Origin of the sequence: Halomonas flagellata (genome assembly GCF_022487945.1) — a bacterium.
In the GTDB taxonomy this organism is placed as follows: Bacteria; Pseudomonadota; Gammaproteobacteria; order Pseudomonadales; family Halomonadaceae; genus Halomonas; species Halomonas flagellata.
Genome location: NZ_JAKVPY010000026.1, coordinates 13,468 through 31,606, shown reverse-complemented (window position 1 = coordinate 31,606; position 18,139 = coordinate 13,468). Strand labels below are relative to the sequence as shown.

At 65.0% G+C, this 18,139-nt stretch carries 15 protein-coding genes; 7 read left to right on the top strand and 8 right to left on the bottom strand.

Features of this window, described 5'->3' with window-relative positions; translation table 11 throughout:
• The first annotated feature begins 220 nt into the window (after positions 1-220).
• On the top strand, positions 221-1,507 hold the full coding sequence (gbca, locus tag MKP05_RS17800) for a glycine betaine monooxygenase oxygenase subunit (RefSeq protein WP_240569513.1): 1,287 nt from the start codon (positions 221-223) through the stop codon (positions 1,505-1,507).
• 188 nt (positions 1,508-1,695) lie between these two features.
• Here gbca and MKP05_RS17795 read toward each other — a convergent pair whose 3' ends face one another.
• From MKP05_RS17795 to dctP, 4 genes are all read right to left on the bottom strand, one after another.
• Positions 1,696-1,887 carry a hypothetical protein gene (locus MKP05_RS17795; RefSeq protein WP_240569512.1) on the bottom strand — a complete coding sequence of 64 codons (192 nt, stop codon included), beginning with the start codon at positions 1,885-1,887 and terminating at the stop codon, positions 1,696-1,698.
• A complete protein-coding gene (locus tag MKP05_RS17790; RefSeq protein WP_240569511.1) occupies positions 1,884-3,170 on the bottom strand; it encodes a TRAP transporter large permease in 1,287 nt (428 codons plus the stop codon). Before MKP05_RS17790 ends, MKP05_RS17795 begins: the two co-directional genes overlap by 4 nt.
• On the bottom strand, positions 3,167-3,676 hold the full coding sequence (locus tag MKP05_RS17785; RefSeq protein ID WP_240569510.1) for a TRAP transporter small permease: 510 nt from the start codon (positions 3,674-3,676) through the stop codon (positions 3,167-3,169). The genes MKP05_RS17790 and MKP05_RS17785 overlap by 4 nt, the downstream gene beginning before the upstream one ends.
• A gap of 63 nt (positions 3,677-3,739) precedes the next feature.
• Complete coding sequence (gene dctP / locus MKP05_RS17780) at positions 3,740-4,762, bottom strand: TRAP transporter substrate-binding protein DctP (protein ID WP_240569509.1); 1,023 nt, start codon at positions 4,760-4,762, stop codon at positions 3,740-3,742.
• Positions 4,763-5,004: 242 nt separating this feature from the next.
• Here dctP and MKP05_RS17775 point away from each other — a divergent pair, with 242 nt between their 5' ends.
• The 4 genes from MKP05_RS17775 (at position 5,005) to MKP05_RS17760 (ending at position 9,015) form a co-directional block, all read left to right on the top strand.
• On the top strand, positions 5,005-6,006 hold the full coding sequence (locus tag MKP05_RS17775) for a GlxA family transcriptional regulator (RefSeq protein ID WP_240569508.1): 1,002 nt from the start codon (positions 5,005-5,007) through the stop codon (positions 6,004-6,006).
• Between the two features lie 272 nt (positions 6,007-6,278).
• Positions 6,279-7,193, top strand: a complete 915-nt coding sequence (locus tag MKP05_RS17770; RefSeq protein WP_240569507.1) for a TRAP transporter substrate-binding protein — start codon at positions 6,279-6,281, stop codon at positions 7,191-7,193.
• On the top strand, positions 7,190-7,711 hold the full coding sequence (locus MKP05_RS17765; protein ID WP_240569506.1) for a TRAP transporter small permease: 522 nt from the start codon (positions 7,190-7,192) through the stop codon (positions 7,709-7,711). Before MKP05_RS17770 ends, MKP05_RS17765 begins: the two co-directional genes overlap by 4 nt.
• Positions 7,711-9,015, top strand: coding sequence for a TRAP transporter large permease (locus tag MKP05_RS17760; protein WP_240569505.1), 1,305 nt, complete (start codon positions 7,711-7,713; stop codon positions 9,013-9,015). Before MKP05_RS17765 ends, MKP05_RS17760 begins: the two co-directional genes overlap by 1 nt.
• Positions 9,016-9,158: 143 nt before the next feature.
• Here the strand turns inward: MKP05_RS17760 and MKP05_RS17755 are convergent, their stop codons facing one another.
• From MKP05_RS17755 to fdhA, 4 genes are all read right to left on the bottom strand, one after another.
• Complete coding sequence (locus MKP05_RS17755) at positions 9,159-9,398, bottom strand: hypothetical protein (protein WP_110283339.1); 240 nt, start codon at positions 9,396-9,398, stop codon at positions 9,159-9,161.
• A gap of 55 nt (positions 9,399-9,453) precedes the next feature.
• On the bottom strand, positions 9,454-12,291 hold the full coding sequence (gene fdhF, locus MKP05_RS17750) for a formate dehydrogenase subunit alpha (RefSeq protein ID WP_240569504.1): 2,838 nt from the start codon (positions 12,289-12,291) through the stop codon (positions 9,454-9,456).
• A gap of 11 nt (positions 12,292-12,302) precedes the next feature.
• Positions 12,303-14,021, bottom strand: a complete 1,719-nt coding sequence (locus tag MKP05_RS17745; RefSeq protein ID WP_240569503.1) for an NADH-ubiquinone oxidoreductase-F iron-sulfur binding region domain-containing protein — start codon at positions 14,019-14,021, stop codon at positions 12,303-12,305.
• Between the two features lie 167 nt (positions 14,022-14,188).
• Positions 14,189-15,382: a formaldehyde dehydrogenase, glutathione-independent gene (gene fdhA, locus MKP05_RS17740; RefSeq protein ID WP_240569502.1), complete on the bottom strand. Its 1,194-nt coding sequence runs from the start codon at positions 15,380-15,382 to the stop codon at positions 14,189-14,191.
• 263 nt (positions 15,383-15,645) lie between these two features.
• On the opposite strand from fdhA, the gene MKP05_RS17735 reads away from it, so the two are divergent.
• Positions 15,646-17,223 (top strand): BCCT family transporter, encoded by a 1,578-nt coding sequence (locus MKP05_RS17735; RefSeq protein ID WP_240569501.1) that lies wholly within the window; start codon positions 15,646-15,648, stop codon positions 17,221-17,223.
• Positions 17,224-17,475: 252 nt separating this feature from the next.
• Positions 17,476-18,006, top strand: coding sequence for an invasion associated locus B family protein (locus MKP05_RS17730; RefSeq protein ID WP_240569500.1), 531 nt, complete (start codon positions 17,476-17,478; stop codon positions 18,004-18,006).
• The last annotated feature ends 133 nt before the right edge of the window (positions 18,007-18,139 follow it).

Below are 18,139 nucleotides of genomic sequence, written 5' to 3'. Positions count from 1 at the left end.
TGATTTCCACTCGTCGCCCTTTTTCATGATCCGGACGTCGCCCCTGCATCGACGCCTGTCGCCGGCAGACAACTCTGCCCTCGCCGGCTGATCCACACTCGCCCTGTTTTCAGCCAACACCGCGACTGGCGTGTGCGGTCCGTCACACGACGCCACCCCTCTCACAACACCGATAATCCGCCCGATGCCGCACGCGCGGCCTGCACGAGGAAGTGTTTCCATGGATCCGATTTCCCACCTCCACCTGGACGACGACCTGGCCCCGGCACGCGAGGCCACCAGTGCCATGCTTGCCAGTCGCGCGCGAAACTTCTCGCTGCCCCAGCCCTTCTACAACGACGCCCGGCTGTTCGCCCTGGACATGCAGGAGATCTTCGGCAAGGAGTGGCTGTTCGCCGGCTTGACCTGCGAGATCCCCGCCAAGGGCAACTACATGACCCTGGAGATCGGCGACAACCCGGTGATCCTGGTGCGCGGCAACGACGGGGCGGTGCACGGTTTCCACAACGTCTGCCGCCACCGCGGCTCGCGGCTGTGCGTCAGCGACAAGGGCAAGGTCGCCAAGCTGGTCTGCCCCTACCACCAGTGGACCTACGAGCTCGACGGCCGGCTGCTGTTCGCCGGCAGCGACATGGGCGAGAATTTCGATCTGAATGCCTACGGACTGAAGCCGGTACACGTGCGCACGGCGGGCGGCTTCATCTTCGTCAGCCTCGCCGAGCAGCCGCCGGCCCTCGACGACTTCCTGGAGACCCTCGAGCACTACCTCGAGCCCTACGACATGGCCAACGTCAAGGTGGCGGTGGAGTCACACATCGTCGAGCAGGCCAACTGGAAGCTGGTCATCGAGAACAACCGCGAGTGCTACCACTGCAACGGCGCCCATCCGGAACTGCTCAACTCCCTGCAGGAGTTCGATGATACCGATGACCCGCGGGCCACGCCCGCCTACAAGGCGCTGGTGGCGAAGAAGCAGAGCGAGTGGGACGACCAGCGGGTGCCCTGGCAACTCAAGCGCTTCGGCAAGCGCAACCGCCTGACCCGCACGCCGCTGCTCAACGGCATCGTCTCCATGACCATGGATGGCCAGCCGGCGTGCAACAAGCTGATGGGCCGGCTCGAAAGCCCCGACATGGGTTCGTTGCGCATCCTGCACCTGCCCAACTCCTGGAACCACTTCATGGGCGACCACGCCATCGTCTTCCGCGTGCTGCCGCTGGGTCCCCAGCAGACCCTGGTGACCACCAAGTGGCTGGTGCACAAGGACGCCGTGGAGGGGGTCGATTACCACCCCGAGACCATGCGCCGGGTGTGGGATGCCACCAACGACCAGGACCGTCGCCTGGCCGAGGAGAATCAGCGCGGCATCAACTCCAAGGCCTACGAGCCCGGCCCCTACTCCGAGACCTACGAGTTCGGGGTGATCGACTTCATCAACTGGTACAGCGAGCGGATGCAGGAGAACCTGGGGCATAGCGTCCCGAGCCTGCAGGTGGTCCGCAGCTAAGCCTAAGCCTTTCGCCATACCCGACGGGGCCCGCCATCGCGCGGGCCCCGCCGTTTCGGCGTCCGCCAGGGCAAGGCCCGGCGCGCTCAGGCCGATGACCAGGCCGGCGTGACATGGGCATGGGGAAACGAAAAAACGCCCCCGGATCTCTCGATCCGGGGGCGTCTCGGTCTTCAGGCTCGGTTGCGCTATCGCAAGGCCGGCAGGAGGAACCGCTCCAGCGCCGCCCGCACCGAGGGCAGCATGATATTGGTCTGCTCGCGGAGCTCCTGCACCAGCTCCTGCAACCCGGGCACTCCCACCTCGGCATGCTTGAGCAGCGCGTCTTCTTCGGAGTCGCGCTCTAGAAGGTAGTGGTCTCGTAGGACGAAATCGCTCACAACCACTCCGTGATCCACAGGATGATGCTCGGGAAGGCCGTGAACAGTCCCACTGCACCGAGCAGAATCAGCCAGTAAGGCAAGGAGGCCTTCGCTGCGGAGGGCAAGTCGACATCGTTGTTCGAGATCGACGACAGCACGAAGAGGTTGAGTCCCACGGGGGGTGTGATCATGCCGATCTCGATCAGCAGCGTGACAATGATGCCGAACCAGATCGGGTCGAAGCCCAGGCTGGTGACCATCGGGAAGGTGATCGGCAACGTCATCAGCAATAGCGAGATACCGTCGAAGAAGCATCCGAGCACGATATAGACGATGACGATCATCAGCAGGATGCCATAGGGCCCCAGGCCGAAGCCGCCGATCGCATCGAGGGCGGCGCGCGGAATGCCCAGCAGACTGACGGCCTGCGAGAGAATTACCGTGCCAATCAGGATCATGCCGATGGCGGCGAACATCAGCGAGGCATGCTTGAACGCTTCCCACAGGCGCTGCAGGGTCAGGTCTCCCCAGGTCATCCCCAGCACGATGCTGGCGACGACGCCCAATGCCGCGGCCTCGGTGGGTGTCGCGATGCCAAGGTAGATGGTGCCCAGCACGAAGAAGATGAGAATGGGCAGCGGCCAGATTTCCAGTACCCCACGGCGTACCGCAACCCAGTCCATCCTGCCTTTCGACGACGGCGTCACCGCCTCCCCGATGTTGGAGCGGATCATGATCCACAGCGAGAACGCACAGGCGATCATCAGGCCCGGCAGCATTCCGGCGATGAACAACTTGCCGATGGATACGTTCTGGGTAGCGCCATAGATGATCAGCGCCAGACTCGGCGGAATAAGCAACCCGAGTGTACCGCCCGCGGCCAGGGTGCCCACCACCATGCTGGGGTTATAACCGCGGCTTTTCAGCTCAGGATAGCCAACCGAGCCGATCGCCGCCGCGGTGGAGGTACTGGAACCGCTGACGGCTCCGAACAGGGTACAGACGGCGATATTGGTGTGTAGCAATTGCCCAGGAACGCGCGCGAAAAGGGGCGTCAGGCCGTTATAGACCCGCTTCGATACCCCGCTGGCCAGCAGGATCTCGCCGAGGAAGATGAACAGCGGTACCGCACTGAGCGTGAAGTCGGTGAGCATGTTCCAGGTGGCATTGATCGCCAGCGGCGTGGCGCCGTTCGCCTGGAAATGCAGCAGGAGCATCCCGGTGAGACCGAGGGCGGCACCCAGAATCGCTCCACTGGAGAGCAACACGATCAGGCTGCCACTGAGTAGTAGCCAGCTCATGACAAGACCTCCTCTTCCAAGGCCCGGTCAGCGAGGGGCTGGCGTGTGCCGTGACGGAACTGCACCAGTAGGCACAGCAGCATGGAGAACGGCATGATCGCCATCCATGGCCACAGCAGGATACCGCTGATATCGGCCCGTGAGCTGATGGAGAGCGAGAAGTCCATGAAGTCCCAGGCCTCATAGGCGAAGACCACACAGAATGTAACGAGCGTGATGGCGCCGATCACATCCATGATCCGCGCCATGGGTGCGGGCACGAGGTTCAGGAGTATCTCGATACGCATGTGTCTGCCCTTGTCCAGCACATATGGCAGGCACAGAAAGGTCAGCGATAGAAAGAGTAAACCAGCCAACTCATCGGAGAAACGCAGGGGGCTACCGCCCAGGTAACGCATCAGCGTGCTGACGAAGATCAATCCCGTCATGACCACGCCACCGAACACGCCGAGTAGAAAGGCACCGTATGCCGTTCTCGCGATCAGCAGATTGAATTTTCGCAGCATCGATATCGCCCATCCAGGAAATGAGGAGGGAGCCGGCAAGGATTGCCGACTCCCGGTCTGGCGTTACTCGGAAAGCGCCTGTGTGACGGTGTTGTAGTAACGCATGCCATCTTCACCGGCGTTTTCAGCCATGGTTTGCCAGGTACTCCATGCCGCCGTGACGAATGTATCCACGTCGGCGTCGGAGAACGGCGGCAGGACAGTGATGCCCAACGATTCGCGCTCTTCCCGCGCCTGGGCCTCGCGCTCAGGGTCGACGGCGAGATCTCGGGTCGTTGCCCAGATCTCCTGCCCCGCTTCCTCGAGGGCTTGGCGCTGATTGTCGTCGAGTCGGCCCAGGGCCCGCTCGCTGATGCCGAATATCCACGGCGCGGCGGCCCAGGGATGCAGATACGACTCATATTCCGTGACCTCCTGCAGGGAGACGGTCTTGGCCACGGTAGAGAGGTAATAGGCACAATCCACGACACCCGTCTGCAGTGCCATGTACATGTCATTCTGGGGAATCACCTGCGCCACAATCCCCAGCGCATCGAAGGTTTCGACCAAGTGCCTGGACCACACGCGCACCTTCTTGCCCTGCAGGTCCTCGAGGGAATCGACAGGCTCCTTGCAGTGCAGACCGACGTCGAAGATCGGTGCCACCACACCACCCACCGTATGGATGTTCCATTTGGCGAAGCCGTCGTCGTACATCTCCTTGATAACCGGCAGGATGTCGAGGTGCTGATCCGCTTCGGTGATTGCGCCCTGAGCGTAGACCGAGGCCAGCGCCGGTGCGTCGCGGGTGTAGTACTCGCCATACAGCAGCGCCATGTCGACCATGCCACGTTGCAGGGTACGCAGGATGTCGGCCTCTTTCAGGCCGAGGGCGCCGGCATGGTAGACTTCGATCTTCAGCTCGCCACCGGACTTCTCCTCCACCAGGCTGGCGAAGGCGTCGATATGCTCGGCTTCCGGCCGTGACTGAGAGAGTCCGCTGTGGAAGTTCAGGGTGACGGTATCCGCTTGTGCCGCTCCTATTGTCGTGGTCAGACCCAGCAGGGTTACGGCACTTGCCAGTTTGTTGAAGTTATTGTTTCTCATCGATTTAGGCTCGCACGAGGGATGGGTGAGGCCATCTTGACCGGTAGCCTTCGCTTACAGAGGGCCGCCTGCGACATTTACGTGCTGATTAACGACACCGTTGAAATCATAAGAAACCAAGCGTATCTTCATTCAACGTAGCAATTTTCCCTTACTAGGCCCCGGCGCTCCACCATTAAACTCTATCGGGAAGACTTTCCATCATGGGATCACACTTCGAGAGTTTGTTGAAGAATAAGAACATGGCGTATATCGAACCCGATCTGCGTGACTCGACGTCGGCCCAGGTCAAGCGCGTCGCCTTCGTGTTGGTGGAACACTTCTCGATGATGGCCTTCACCGGGGCGGTCGATGCCTTGGTCACCGCCAACCTGATGCGCCCCGCCACGCTTTACGAGGTGCTGGTGGTGGGCAGCGAGGGCGAGACCGTGCTCAGCGACCTGGGCATCGAGATCCCGGTCGATTGCCAGCTGTCGCAACTCGACGAGCAGCAATTGGATATCCTGATCCTGTGCGGTGGCTACCGCGTGCAACCGCGCACCAACCCGGCCATGCGCGCCAAGCTCAAGGCCGCCGACGGTGCCGGGGTGATGCTCGGCGGCCTATGGAACGGTGCTTATTTCCTTGCCCAGGCCGGCCTGCTGGATGGCTACGAATGCGCCTATCATCCGGATGGCCGGGCGATGATGAGCGAGGACTTTCCGAAGGTCAGCATTTCCAACCACAGCCATGTGCTGGATCGGGATCGCATCAGTTGCGCCGGCGCCAGCAGCTCCCTGGACATGATGCTGGCAATAGTGAGGGCCGACTGCGGCAAGCCCTTCGCCAACGCCATCGAGGAGGTGCTGAGCTGCGATAAGATGGTCGATGTCATCGATGTCTCGGTGGTTAGCGTCGACCGCAACCCGACCCTGCCGCAGCCGCTGAAGACGGCGCTGGAGCTGATGCATCACAACATCGACGAGCCACTGTCGATCATCGAGGTCGCCCACTGCGTTGGCATCTCCAGGCGCCAGCTCGAGCGGCTGTTCTGCCACCATCTCGACGCCAGCCCATCACGCTACTATCTGGAGCTGCGCCTTACCTACGCTCGCCAGTTGATACAGCAAACCAACAAGTCGATCGCCGACGTCGCCGTGGCCAGCGGCTTCGTCAGCATCTCCCACTTCCGGCGCTGTTTCCATCAGCTGTTCGACGTCTCGCCCGGGCGCTTCCGCAAGGGGTTTCTGCAACAGATGCCGTGAAGCGCCTTCATCCGTGCGTATTGCGTTCCTCCTCAAGCAGCGATTCGGCCCGGAGCTCCGGTCGCGAATGCACCCCTAATTGTCGTAAATACACGCATTTCAATGGCGAGAATGGACGATATTTACATTGACTAACAATAACTGGAGTACCCTCAATGTCCTTTTTTCGTCCCGCCTCCATGTTTCATCACCTGCGTTACAGACTCTTCCGCCCAGGGCTAGGCCTTGCACTATGTATCGGCATCGCAGCCCCAACCCAGGCGGCCACGCGTATGGATTTCTCCAACGAATACAATGCCAACTCCATCCATGCCCAGGGCGATGCCTACTTTATCGAACAGGTCAGGGAGCTCACCAACGGCGAAGTCGATATCACGCTGCACACTGGTGGTGCCCTGGGGTTCAAGTCGGGCGACCACTTCTATGCGGTAGCCGACAATGCCATACAGATCGCCGACACCCTCTCCGGCACCATGAGCGGCATTGACCCCATTTTCCTGCTGTCTTCGCTGCCGTTCCTGGTGGATAGCGTCGAACAGGCCCACCAGCTGTACGAAATCGCACGTCCCCATTACGACGCAGTCTTCGAAGACAATGACCAGATCCTGCTCTATGCCTCTCCCTGGCCGGCCAGTGGCATCTGGTCACAAGACGCCGTGATCTCCAGCGAGTCACTCGAGCAGCTGAAAATCCGCACCTTCGACCGCAGCGGCACCGAAACCCTGCGCAATGCTGGGGCGTCACCGGTGAGCCTGTCCTGGGCCGATGTAGTGCCGCAATTGGCCACCGGCGGCATCAAGGCGGTGTTGACATCGGCCGAAGCCGGTGCCAACGGCAGCTTCTGGGAACACCAGGATCACTTCAGCGGCATCCAGTACGCCATTCCCCTCAACATGGTGCACATGAACCGCGATGCCTTCGACGCCCTGTCGCCGGCGCAACAAGGCGCCCTGCGCGAAGCTGCCCAGCGGACCGATGAGCACAACTGGCAGGCCGTTCGCGAGCGGACCCAGACCAACTATGCCACGCTCGAGGAGCACGGCATTACGATTCACGATCCGGTTCCCGCCGACTTCCAGCAAGCGCTGGCCGACGCCGCCGCGCCGGTCATCAGCGGCTGGCAGGAAACCATCGGCGAGCGCGGCAAGACCATTTTCGATTCCTTCCATAACGGCAACACACCGTGATCGGCTGGCTGACCACGCTGTCGCGAGGCTTGAATCGCCTCGCGGCAGGCATCGCCATCGCACTGATCCTGTACATGTTCGTGCATATCATCCTCGAAATCGCCTTGCGTCTGTTCGGATACTCCACCTTCATCCTCGATGAGTACATCGGCTATGCGGTCGCCGCCATGACCTTCCTCGGCCTGCCTTATGTCCTGGAGAGGGGCGGGCTGATCCGGGTCGCCCTGGTCCTCGACCGGCTGCCGTCCCGGTGGCACTGGCCGCTGGAGTTGGTGATCGCCGCCAGCACCCTGGCAGCCTTCGGTTGGTTGTCTTACTACTGGTGTCTCAACGTGGTGCGCAGCTTTCAGCGCGGCATTACCAGCGACACCCTGGCTGAAACCCCGCTATGGCTACCCGAAGGCGCCGTCCTGATTGGCCTGTGGCTGTTGTGCCTGACACTGGTGGTCCGCAGCCTGAAACTGCTGACCCAGCGCTCACACTCGACCCACCCAATGCAAGTTGCTGAGGAATCGTAATGGACATGGTATGGATTGCCGCTGGGGTCGCAGCACTGCTATTGACGGTACTGGCGATGGGCACCTGGGTCTTCGCCGCCTTGGTGGTCGTGGCGATGAGTTCGCTGTGGTGGCTGGGAGATTTCGACCTCGACCGAATCGGCCTGATCTTTTCGCGAATCCTGTACCGTGCGGGTAACAGCTGGGAACTGTCTGCCATACCGCTGTTTATCCTGATGGGCGAGCTGATCTTCCGCTCCAACGTCTCCGAGCGGCTATTCAAGGGACTAACGCCTCTCACGCGCCCCTTCCCCGGCGGCATGCTGCACACCAATGTCTTCGGCTGCGCGCTATTCGCCGCGGTCAGTGGCTCCAGCGCCGCCACCACGGCCACCATCGGCAAGATCACCACCCGGGAACTGGCCGGCCGTGGCTACGACCGCAACCTGTCGATCGGCTCGCTGGCCGGGGCGGGCAGCCTGGGGTTGTTGATTCCGCCTTCCATCGTGATGATCGTCTACGGCGTGCAGGCCGAGGTCTCGATCAGCAAGCTGTTCATGGCCGGCGTGCTGCCGGGCCTGCTGATCGCCGCGCTGTATAGCGGCTTCATCATCCTGCGCAGCATGACGCAACCGCGGCTCGCGCCTCGCCAGGCAACAGGCGGTATCGGCCTTTGGCAAGCGCTACCGCTGCTGGCCCCGGTGGCCGTGCTCATCACCATCGTCATGGGGTCGATCTATTCGGGGATCGCCACCCCCTCCGAAGCCGCCGCCGTAGGTGTCGCCGCCACCCTGGGGCTGCTCGCCCTGGAGCGCCAGCTCAGCGTCGCGCTACTGATCGACGCCCTCAAGGGCACCCTGATCAGCGCCACCATGGTCTGCAGCCTGCTGGTGACCGCCATGCTGCTGTCCACGGCCATGGGCTACCTGCATCTGCCAAAGGAGCTGGCCGCCTGGATCGCCGCCCAGCAGTTCACGCCCCTCGTCCTGCTGATGGCATTGGCGGTGTTCTATATCGTACTGGGGCTGTTCCTCGACGGCATCTCGATCACCGTCATGAGCCTGCCCATCACCCTACCCATTGTGGTCCTGGCCGGCTTCGATCCGCTCTGGTTCGGCGTTTTTCTGGTGATCATGGTGGAACTGGGGCAGATCACCCCACCGGTGGGCTTCAACCTCTTCGTGCTGCAGGGCATGACCGGCGAAAGCATCGGCCGTATCGCCTGGGCCGCCTTTCCCTTCTTCCTGTTGATGTGCCTGGCCGCCGCGATGATCAGCCTGTGGCCGAGTATCGTGCTGTGGCTACCCCAGCAGCTTGCGGGCTAAGACAAGCCACTCCATCGGGCAGCCGGAGAGTCTCCCAAACGCATGAACCCGGCAGCAGGAAACTCCAGCCGCCGGGTTCTCACCGTCCCATGGTTGCCCCCGGATCTCTCGATCCGGGGGCGCTTGTTTCAGGCTCGGTTCCGCTATCGCAAGGCCGGCAGGAGGAACCGCTCCAGCGCCGCCCGCACCGAGGGCAGCATGATATTGGTCTGCTCGCGGAGCTCCTGCACCAGCTCCTGCAACCCGGGCACTCCCACCTCGGCATGCTTGAGCAGTGCCATGCGGGCGCTGGTCTCCGGGCAGGCCCCCTCGGGAATGCGGATGCCGAGCGCCACCAGGCGGTTGCGGAAATCATCACCATCGATCAGGTCGACGATCATCATGGGTCTGCCCTCCTGCTGCTCTTGGCTTGCCGTTTCCTTGACATGACACGATTGCTCATTCGCTCTCCGCCAGCGCCGCTTCCGCACGGCCGAGGCGGCAGGCGGCATACTTGAACTCCGGGATCTTGCCATCGGGGTCCAGCGCCGGGTTGGTCAAGATGTTGGCCGCCGCCTCCACATAGCAGAAGGGCACGAACACCATCCCCTCCGACATCAGCGGGTCGACCCGCGTCTTCAGGGTGATGGCCCCGCGCCGGGTGGTGATGGTGATCGGCTCGCCCGGCGCCATGCGCAGGCGCACCAGCTCCGCCGGGGCGAGGCTCGCCACCGCCTCGGGCTCGAGGTCGTCGAGTACCAGGGAACGGCGGGTCATGGAGCCGGTGTGCCAGTGTTCAAGCTGGCGCCCGGTGATGAGCACCGTGGGGTAGTCGCCGTCGATGGGCTCGTCCGGCGGCAGCGGCCGGGTCGGGGCGAACTTCGCCCGCCCGCTCCCGGTGGGGAAGGCATCGCTGAACACCACGTCCGCGCCAGGCGCGTCGTCGGCCGGACAGGGATAGATCACCGAACTCTCCCGCTCCAGGCGCTCCCAGGTGATGTGGTCGAGCGACGGCATGCCCTGCTTCATCTCGGCGAACACCTCGCGGGGGTGGGCGTAGTGCCAGCCCAGGCCGAAGCGGTTGGCGATCTCCTGGATGATCCACCAGTCGGGCTTCGCCTCACCGGGCAACGGCACGGCGGCACGGCCCAGTTGCACCTGGCGGTTGGTGTTGGTGACGCTGCCATCCTTCTCCGCCCAGGCCGAGGCCGGCAGGATCACGTCGGCGAACTGGGCGGTCTCGGTGACGAACAGGTCCTGCACCACCAGGTGCTCGAGCTCGCCGAGCGCCTGACGGGCGTGCTCGAGGTCCGGGTCGGACATCGCCGGATTCTCGCCCTGGATGTACATCCCCTTGATGGTGCCGGCATGGATGGCATCCATGATCTCCACCACGGTGAGCCCCGGCGTCTCGTCGAGCGGCGTGTTCCACAGCTCCTCGAAGGCGGCACGCACCTGGGCGTCGGTCACCGGCTGGTAGTCGGGCAGCACCATGGGGATCAGGCCGGCGTCCGAGGCCCCCTGGACGTTGTTCTGGCCGCGCAGCGGGTGCAGGCCGGTGCCGGGGCGGCCGATCTGGCCGCAGGCCAGCGCCAGCGAGATCAGGCAGCGCGCGTTGTCGGTGCCGTGGACGTGCTGGGAGATGCCCATGCCCCAGAAGATCATCGCCTTGTCGGCGGTGGCGTAGAGTCGGGCGATCTCGCGAATCAGCGCCGGCGCGACGCCGCAAGCGGGCGACATGGCCTCGGGGGTCAGGTCGCGCACATGGGCCTTGAGCGCCTCGAAGCCCTCGGTGTGGGCGTCGATGTAGTCCTGATCGTAGAGCTCCTCGCTGACGATCACGTTGAGCATGGCATTGTAGAGCGAGACGTCGCCACCAGGGGTGAAGCGCACGCTGCGGTGGGCATAGGCGTCCAACGCCTGGCCACGGGGATCGAGGATGATCAGCTTGGTGCCATTGCGCGCCGCCTGCTTGAAGTAGGTGGCCGCCACCGGGTGGTTGATCGCCGGGTTGCAGCCGGTGAGGATCACCACGTCGGACTGCAGTGCCTGCATGAAGGAGGCTGTCACCGCCCCCGAGCCGATGCACTCCATCAGCGCCGCCACCGAGCTGGCGTGACACAGCCGGGTGCAGTGGTCGACATGGTTGCTGCCAAAGCCGGTGCGCACCAGCTTCTGGAACAGCCAGGCCTCCTCGTTGGAGCACTTGGCGCTGCCGAAGCCGGCCAGGGCATCGGGCCCATGGGCCGCCTTGAGGTCGACGAGCCCCTGGGCGGCGACATCCAGCGCCTCCTCCCAGCTCGCCTCGCGGAAATGGGTCAGCGGCGCGAGCGGGTCGAAGCCGGGGTCGAGCCCCTTGGGCACCCCCGGCCTGCGGATCAGCGGCCTGGTGATCCGCGAGGGGTGGTTGGGGTAGTCGTAGCCGAAGCGCCCCTTGACGCACAGCCGGTTCTGGTTCGACGGCCCGTCACGCCCCTCGACGAACAGGATCCGGTCGTCCTTGATGTGGTAGGTGAGCTGGCAGCCCACCCCGCAGTAGGGACAGACCGAGTCGACGGCGCGATCGGCCGCCTTGGAGTCGCCGCGACCCGCGGCGTCGATCAGGGTCGCCGGCATCAGCGCCCCGGTGGGACAGGCCTGGACGCACTCGCCGCAGGCCACGCAAGTGCTCTCGCCCATGGCATCGTCGAAGTCGAAGACGATCTTCGAGGCCGACCCGCGATGGGCCAGGCCGATGACGTCGTTGCCCTGCACCTCGCGGCAGGCGCGAACGCAGAGGTTGCACTCGATGCAGGCATCGAGGTTGACGTTCATCGCCGAATGGCTGGTGTCATGGGTGAGTGAGCCCTTACGGGGGGCCACATGGTGGACGGTGGGCGCCTCTCGCTCGGCCCGCGCCGGGAGCCGCTCGCGCACCGCGGTGGCGTCGATGGCCAGTCGATCGGCCATGGCCCAGAAGTGGCTCGAGCGGTCGGGGCTGTCGTCGCGGTCGGGCTGGTCGGCAATCAGCAGCTCCATCACCCCTTCGCGGGACACCCGGGCCCGCTCGGAGGTGGCGCTCCTGACCACCATGCCGGGGGTCGCCGCGCGCAGGCAGCTCGCCGCCAGCACGCGTTCGCCCTCGATCTCCACCATGCAGGCGCGACAGTTGCCGTCGCTGCGATAGCCGGGGGCATCCTTGAAGCAGAGGTGGGGAATGGTCTCGCCGGCGCGCTTGGCCACCTGCCACAGGGTCTCGCCGGGGTGAGCGCTCACCTCGGCGCCATCCAGGGTCAGGGTGAAGGTCTCTGGTGTCATGGTCTACCTCCCTACCCTTTCACGATCACGTTCTGGCTGGCGAGTTCACCGCGGAAGTCCCGCAGCAGCCCCAGCACAGGATTGGGTGCCGCCTGGCCCAGGCCACAGATGGAGGCGTCCATCATTACCTGCGACAGCCGTTCGAGCTCCTCGACCCGCCACTCGTCGCGCTCGAGCAGGGTGAGCATCTTCTCGGTACCGACCCGGCACGGCGTGCACTGGCCGCAGGATTCGTCGGCGAAGAAGGCCAGCAGGTTGGTGGCCACCGCTCTCAGGTCGTCCTGGTCGGACAAGACGATGATGGCGGCCGAGCCGATGAAGCAGCCCGCCTCCTGCAGGGTGTCGAAGTCCAGCGGGATATCGGCCTTGCTCGCCGGGAGTATCCCCCCGGAGGCGCCGCCGGGCAGGTAGCCGGCGAGCCGGTGCCCCTCGGCCATGCCGCCGCAGTACTCCTCGATCAGCTCGTTGAGGGTGATGCCGGCGGGCGCCAGGTGCACGCCCGGACGCCTGACCCGGCCGGAGACCGAGAAGCTCCGCAGGCCCTTGCGGCCATGGCGGCCGTGGCCGGCGAACCAGTCGGCTCCCTTCTCCCAGATCAGCGGGATCCAGTAGACGGTCTCGACGTTGTTGACCAGGGTCGGGCGGTCGAAGAGCCCCTTCTGGGCGACGAAGGGCGGGCGGTGGCGCGGCTTGCCGGGCTTGCCCTCCAGCGACTCGATCATCGCCGACTCCTCGCCGCAGATATAGGCACCGGCCCCCCGGCGCAGCACGATGTAGCCCGGCGGCACCAGGCCGGCGGACTCGAGTTCGCCGATCGCCACGTGCAGCACCCGGTGCAGGCCGGGGTACTCGTCACGCAGGTAGATGTAGAGCGCCTCGGCCTCCACCGCCCAGGCGCTGACCAGGGCCCCCTCGAGGAAGCGGTGCGGCGAGCGCTCCAGGTAGTAGCGGTCCTTGAAGGTACCGGGCTCGCCCTCGTCGGCGTTGATGGCGCAGTAGCGCGGCCCCGGCTCCTGGCGCACGAAATGCCACTTCTTGAAGGTGGGGAAGCCGGCGCCGCCCAGACCGCGCAGGTTGGCGGTCTCGAGGGACTGCATCAGCGCCTCCACCGTCACCTGGCCGGCGCGGCAGTCGGCGAGCAGCCGGTAGCCACCCGTCTCGCGATAGTCGTCGAGGCGCTGCCAGAGGATCGCCTCGGGGTGGAAGTGGCCGGTATCGACCACCGACTCGACGCCCTCGCGGGTGGCGAACAGCACGTGGTGGTGCCCCACCTCGACCACCGGCGCCGTCTCGCAGCGCCCCATGCAGGGGGCGCGCACCACCCTCACCCTGGCCGGGTCGACGCCCGCCTTGAGCTCGGCCTCGAGGGTGGCGGCACCGGCCAGCTGGCAGGAGAGCGAGTCGCAGACCCGGATCGTCGTCTCCGGCGGTGGCGCCTGGTCGTCGTGGACCACGTCGAAGTGGGCATAGAAGGTGGCGGTCTCGTAGACCGCGGCCATCGGCAGGTTCATGTAGGCGGCCAGCGCCCGCAGGTTCACCAGCGACAGGTGACCATGGGCATCCTGGATGGCGTGCAGGTGTTCGATCAGCAGGTCGCGGCGGCGCAGGCCGGCATCCTTGCGTTCGTCGCCGAGCAGCTGGCGCAGCGCCGCCAGGGCGACGGGGGGCAGATCACGGCCACGGGGCCTGCCGCGGAAACGGCGCTTGGGGGTGACGGTCTCGACGGTCATGAGGGGCTCGTTGTTCTCGGTTGGCGCTTACCTGTCTTGCATGTTCGCACCGGCTTCGGGCAGGGGCAATGCCCGGCAGACCCGGAAGGCAGCCCCCGGACATGCAGAGGTCGTTTCGGGGATGGCCCCGGCATCCTGCCGGGGCCGCTCACCGGCGATCGGACAGGTCAGGCGGCGACGCTGCCATGGGGGTCGATGACGAATTTCTTGGCCGCACCGCCGTCGAAGTCGGCGTAGCCCTGCGGCGCCTGGTCCAGGGTGATCATCTGGACGTTGACCGCATCGGCAATATTGACCTTGCCGAACAGGATCGCTTGCATCAGCGGGCGATGGTACTGCATCACCGGGCACTGGCCGGTATGGAAGGAGTGAGACTTGGCCCAGCCGAGGCCGAATTGCATGCTCAGCGCGCCATGCTTGGCGGCTTCGTCGACAGCGCCCGGGTCTTCGGTCACGTACAGGCCCGGGATACCGATCTGACCGCCGGCACGGGTCAGCTGCATCGCCGAGTTCAGTACGGTGGCAGGTGCTTCCTTGCCGTGGTTGCAGCCACAGGCATGGGCTTCGAAGCCGACGCAGTCCACAAAGCAGTCGACTTCACGCTCGCCGAGGATCGCCTCCAGCTTGTCGGCCATGTCGCCGTCCTGGGTCAGGTCGAGGGTTTCGCAACCGAAGCTGCGGGCCTGGGCCAGACGTTCTTCGATCATGTCGCCGACGATGACGCAGGCGGCCCCGAGCAACTGGGCGGAGACCGCCGCCGCCAGGCCCACGGGGCCGGCGCCGGCGATATAGACGGTACTGCCCGGCCCCACCCCGGCGGTAACGCAGCCGTGGAAGCCGGTGGGAAAGATGTCCGAGAGCAGGGTCAGGTCACGGATCTTCTCCATGGCCTGGTCGGCGTCCGGGAACTTCAGCAGGTTGAAGTCGGCGTAGGGCACCATGACGTACTCGGTCTGTCCGCCGACCCAGCCGCCCATGTCGACATAGCCGTAGGCCGCGCCGGGACGCGCCGGATTGACGTTGAGGCAGATGCCGGTGCGGCCCTCCTTGCAGTTGCGGCAACGGCCGCAGGCGATGTTGAACGGCACCGAGACCAGGTCGCCCGGCTTGATGAATTCGACATCGCGGCCGCACTCGACCACCAGGCCGGTGATCTCGTGGCCCAGCACCAGGCCGGACGGCGCGGTGGTGCGGCCACGCACCATATGCTGATCGCTACCACAGATGTTGGTGGTGACGACTTTCAGGATCACGCCGTGGTCGCATTTGCGATTGCCGAGGGCAAGCTCCGGATAGGCGATGGATTCGACGGCGACTTTACCCGGGCCCTTGTAGACGACTCCGCGGTTGGCTGCACTCATGGCTGGCTTCCTGTGTCTTGTTGTAGGGGGTGGCGCAAACGCCACTCAGAGACCTTAGCGGTACTGCTCACCGCACTCGTTTCCCAATGAGTCATCTCTATGCTCAATCACGACATCCTCTTCGGCATGATTCATCGCATGTGCGCGTGGATATCCGGAGGTCGTTTTCACGACACCCCCCTTCCCCGGCAGGCTCAACAATGCGCAGGCCCGGGGATGCTCCGGTATCCCCGGGGACCAACAACAACACCCAAGGAACCCCGATGAAGAGCGATGACGACCCCATCCTGTCCCCCGGACAGGACAATACTCAGATACTGGGGCTGGATTTCCACCACCCCGTCTTTCCCCTCTCGGCGCTGGCCATCCTGGCCTTCATTCTCTATGCCCTGGTCTATCCCGATGCCGCCAACTCCCAACTGACCACGGCCCGGGGCTGGTCCATCGAGCACTTCGATTGGCTGTTCATGATCGCCGGCAACCTCTTCGTGCTGCTGAGCATCGCGCTGATCGTGCTGCCGGTGGGCCGGATTCGCCTCGGCGGCGACGGGGCCCGGCCGGAGTACTCGACCACCTCCTGGTTCGCCATGCTGTTCGCGGCGGGCATGGGCATCGGCCTGATGTTCTGGAGCGTGGCCGAGCCGGTGGCCTACTACACCGACTGGTACGGCACGCCGCTCAACGCCGCCGCCCACACCCCGGCCGGGGCGAGTGCCGCCATCGGCGCCACCATGTTCCACTGGGGCCTGCACCCCTGGGCGATCTATGGCGTGGTCGGCCTGTCGCTGGCCTTCTTCGCCTACAACCGCGGCCTGCCCCTGACCCTGCGCTCGGCCTTCACCCCGATCCTCGGCGACCGGGTGCGTGGCTGGTTCGGCCATGTCATCGACATCGTCGCGGTGCTGGCGACCATCTTCGGCCTGGCCACCTCGCTGGGCTTCGGCGCCTCCCAGGCCGCGGGCGGGCTCAACTACCTGTTCGACATCCCCAACACCATCGGCACCCAGCTCGCCATCATCGTCGGCGTCACCGTGGTTGCGCTGTTCTCGGTGTGGCGGGGCATCGACGGCGGGGTGAAGCTGTTCTCCAACATCAACATGGTGATCGCCCTCGCCCTGCTGGTCTTCGTGGTCATCACCGGCTCCACCCTGCTGTTCCTCAACAACCTGTGGGATACCACCCTCGCCTATGTCAGCCATATCGTGCCGCTCTCCAACTGGGTCGGGCGTGACGACACCACCTGGTATCACGGCTGGACGGTGTTCTACTGGGCCTGGTGGATCTCCTGGTCGCCCTTCGTCGGCATGTTCATCGCCCGGGTCTCGCGGGGGCGCACGGTGCGCGAGTTCCTTACCGCCGTGCTGGTGGTGCCGACCCTGGTCACTATCGTCTGGATGAGCGCCTTCGGCGGTACCGCCCTGGCTCAGTCCGCCGCCGGCGTCGGTGAGCTGGCCCACGGCATCAGCGACGTCTCCCTGGCGATGTTCCAGATGCTCGAGCATCTGCCGCTGACCACCCTGACCTCCAGCCTGGCGATCCTGCTGGTGCTGATCTTCTTCATCACCTCCTCGGACTCCGGCTCGCTGGTGATCGACAACATCACCGCCGGCGGCAAGACCGATGCGCCCCGCAGCCAGCGTGTCTTCTGGGCCACCCTGGAGGGAGTGATCGCCGGCATCCTGCTCTACGGCGGCGGTGAAACCGCGCTGGGCGCCCTGCAGGCGGGTGCCGTGGCCACCGGCCTGCCCTTCACCCTGATCCTGCTGGTGATGGCCTACAGCCTGGTCAAGGGACTGCGGGAGGAGCAGAGCAGGCTGGTGCTGGCCAGGACAACCGGCTGAGCCGTCCTGCGCCGCGACCCCTCCGGGGCAGGCACCCTGAAGCAAACCGAGACGACCCCGGCATTGCCGGGGTCGTTGCGTCGGGGCTCTCTCACCGCGAGGCCCGAGGGGCTCGACCTCGAGGAGGCGAGCGGGCATGGTAGTGCTTTCCCTTCTGGCCGCTCGTCGGACACCCATTCGCCTGTCGAACACGCCACGGAGAGACGACCCGATCGAGAGTTGATGGCCATCGAGGCCGAGGAGGTACCACCGATGTCGAACCGTTCCACCCGATTCCTGTGCCTGGCCGGCCTGCTGTCGCTGCTGGCCCTGGCGCCCCCGGCCTTCGCCCAGCAAGCCTCGCCGGGGGACGCCAACGCCGACGTCACCACCGAGCAATTTCGTGACTGGGAGGTGATCTGTCCGAGAGAGGCCAGCGCGGGCATCTGCACGATGAGCCAGGTGGTCAACAACCCGGACAGCGACCAGCCCCTGATGCGGGTGATCATGGCCTACCCGCCGCAGCTCGAGGGCCCGGCGATGACCTTCCTGCTGCCACTGGGCGTGCATCTCGCCTCGGGCCTGCAGCTGAGCGTGGACGGCGTCGAGCCGGCCCAGTTTCCCTACCAGACCTGCCTGCAGCAGGGCTGCCGTGCCGACCTTCCCGTCGAGCCGGCCCTGCTGCAGGCATTGCGCGGCGGCAGCGCGGCCACGCTGAGCCTGATCGGGCCCCGCGGCGACCGCATGGACCTCGACATCTCCCTGATGGGCTTCACCGACGCCAACGCCCGCATCGCCCCCTGACGGCGGGCCCCACCAAGCGCCAGCCCCGGCATCATTGAGGCCGCGTCAAAACGCCTTTAGGGCGTACCGGCGAGATCGCCCCGCAGCAGCGGGGCGATCTCGTTGCAGCAACGTATCGATGTGAGCTCACGGT

Bases quoted from the DNA above. Each gene is read 5' to 3' on its own strand.
- MKP05_RS17730 (WP_240569500.1), top strand. From the start codon at position 17,476: ATGTCGAACCGTTCCACCCGATTCCTGTGCCTGGCCGGCCTGCTGTCG.
- MKP05_RS17775 (WP_240569508.1), top strand. From the start codon at position 5,005: ATGGCGTATATCGAACCCGATCTGCGTGACTCGACGTCGGCCCAGGTC.
- MKP05_RS17785 (WP_240569510.1), bottom strand. From the start codon at position 3,676: ATGCTGCGAAAATTCAATCTGCTGATCGCGAGAACGGCATACGGTGCC.
- fdhF (WP_240569504.1), bottom strand. From the start codon at position 12,291: ATGACACCAGAGACCTTCACCCTGACCCTGGATGGCGCCGAGGTGAGC.
- gbca (WP_240569513.1), top strand. From the start codon at position 221: ATGGATCCGATTTCCCACCTCCACCTGGACGACGACCTGGCCCCGGCA.
- MKP05_RS17735 (WP_240569501.1), top strand. From the start codon at position 15,646: ATGAAGAGCGATGACGACCCCATCCTGTCCCCCGGACAGGACAATACT.
- MKP05_RS17745 (WP_240569503.1), bottom strand. From the start codon at position 14,021: ATGACCGTCGAGACCGTCACCCCCAAGCGCCGTTTCCGCGGCAGGCCC.
- MKP05_RS17790 (WP_240569511.1), bottom strand. From the start codon at position 3,170: ATGAGCTGGCTACTACTCAGTGGCAGCCTGATCGTGTTGCTCTCCAGT.
- fdhA (WP_240569502.1), bottom strand. From the start codon at position 15,382: ATGAGTGCAGCCAACCGCGGAGTCGTCTACAAGGGCCCGGGTAAAGTC.
- MKP05_RS17755 (WP_110283339.1), bottom strand. From the start codon at position 9,398: ATGATGATCGTCGACCTGATCGATGGTGATGATTTCCGCAACCGCCTG.
- MKP05_RS17760 (WP_240569505.1), top strand. From the start codon at position 7,711: ATGGACATGGTATGGATTGCCGCTGGGGTCGCAGCACTGCTATTGACG.
- dctP (WP_240569509.1), bottom strand. From the start codon at position 4,762: ATGAGAAACAATAACTTCAACAAACTGGCAAGTGCCGTAACCCTGCTG.
- MKP05_RS17770 (WP_240569507.1), top strand. From the start codon at position 6,279: ATGGATTTCTCCAACGAATACAATGCCAACTCCATCCATGCCCAGGGC.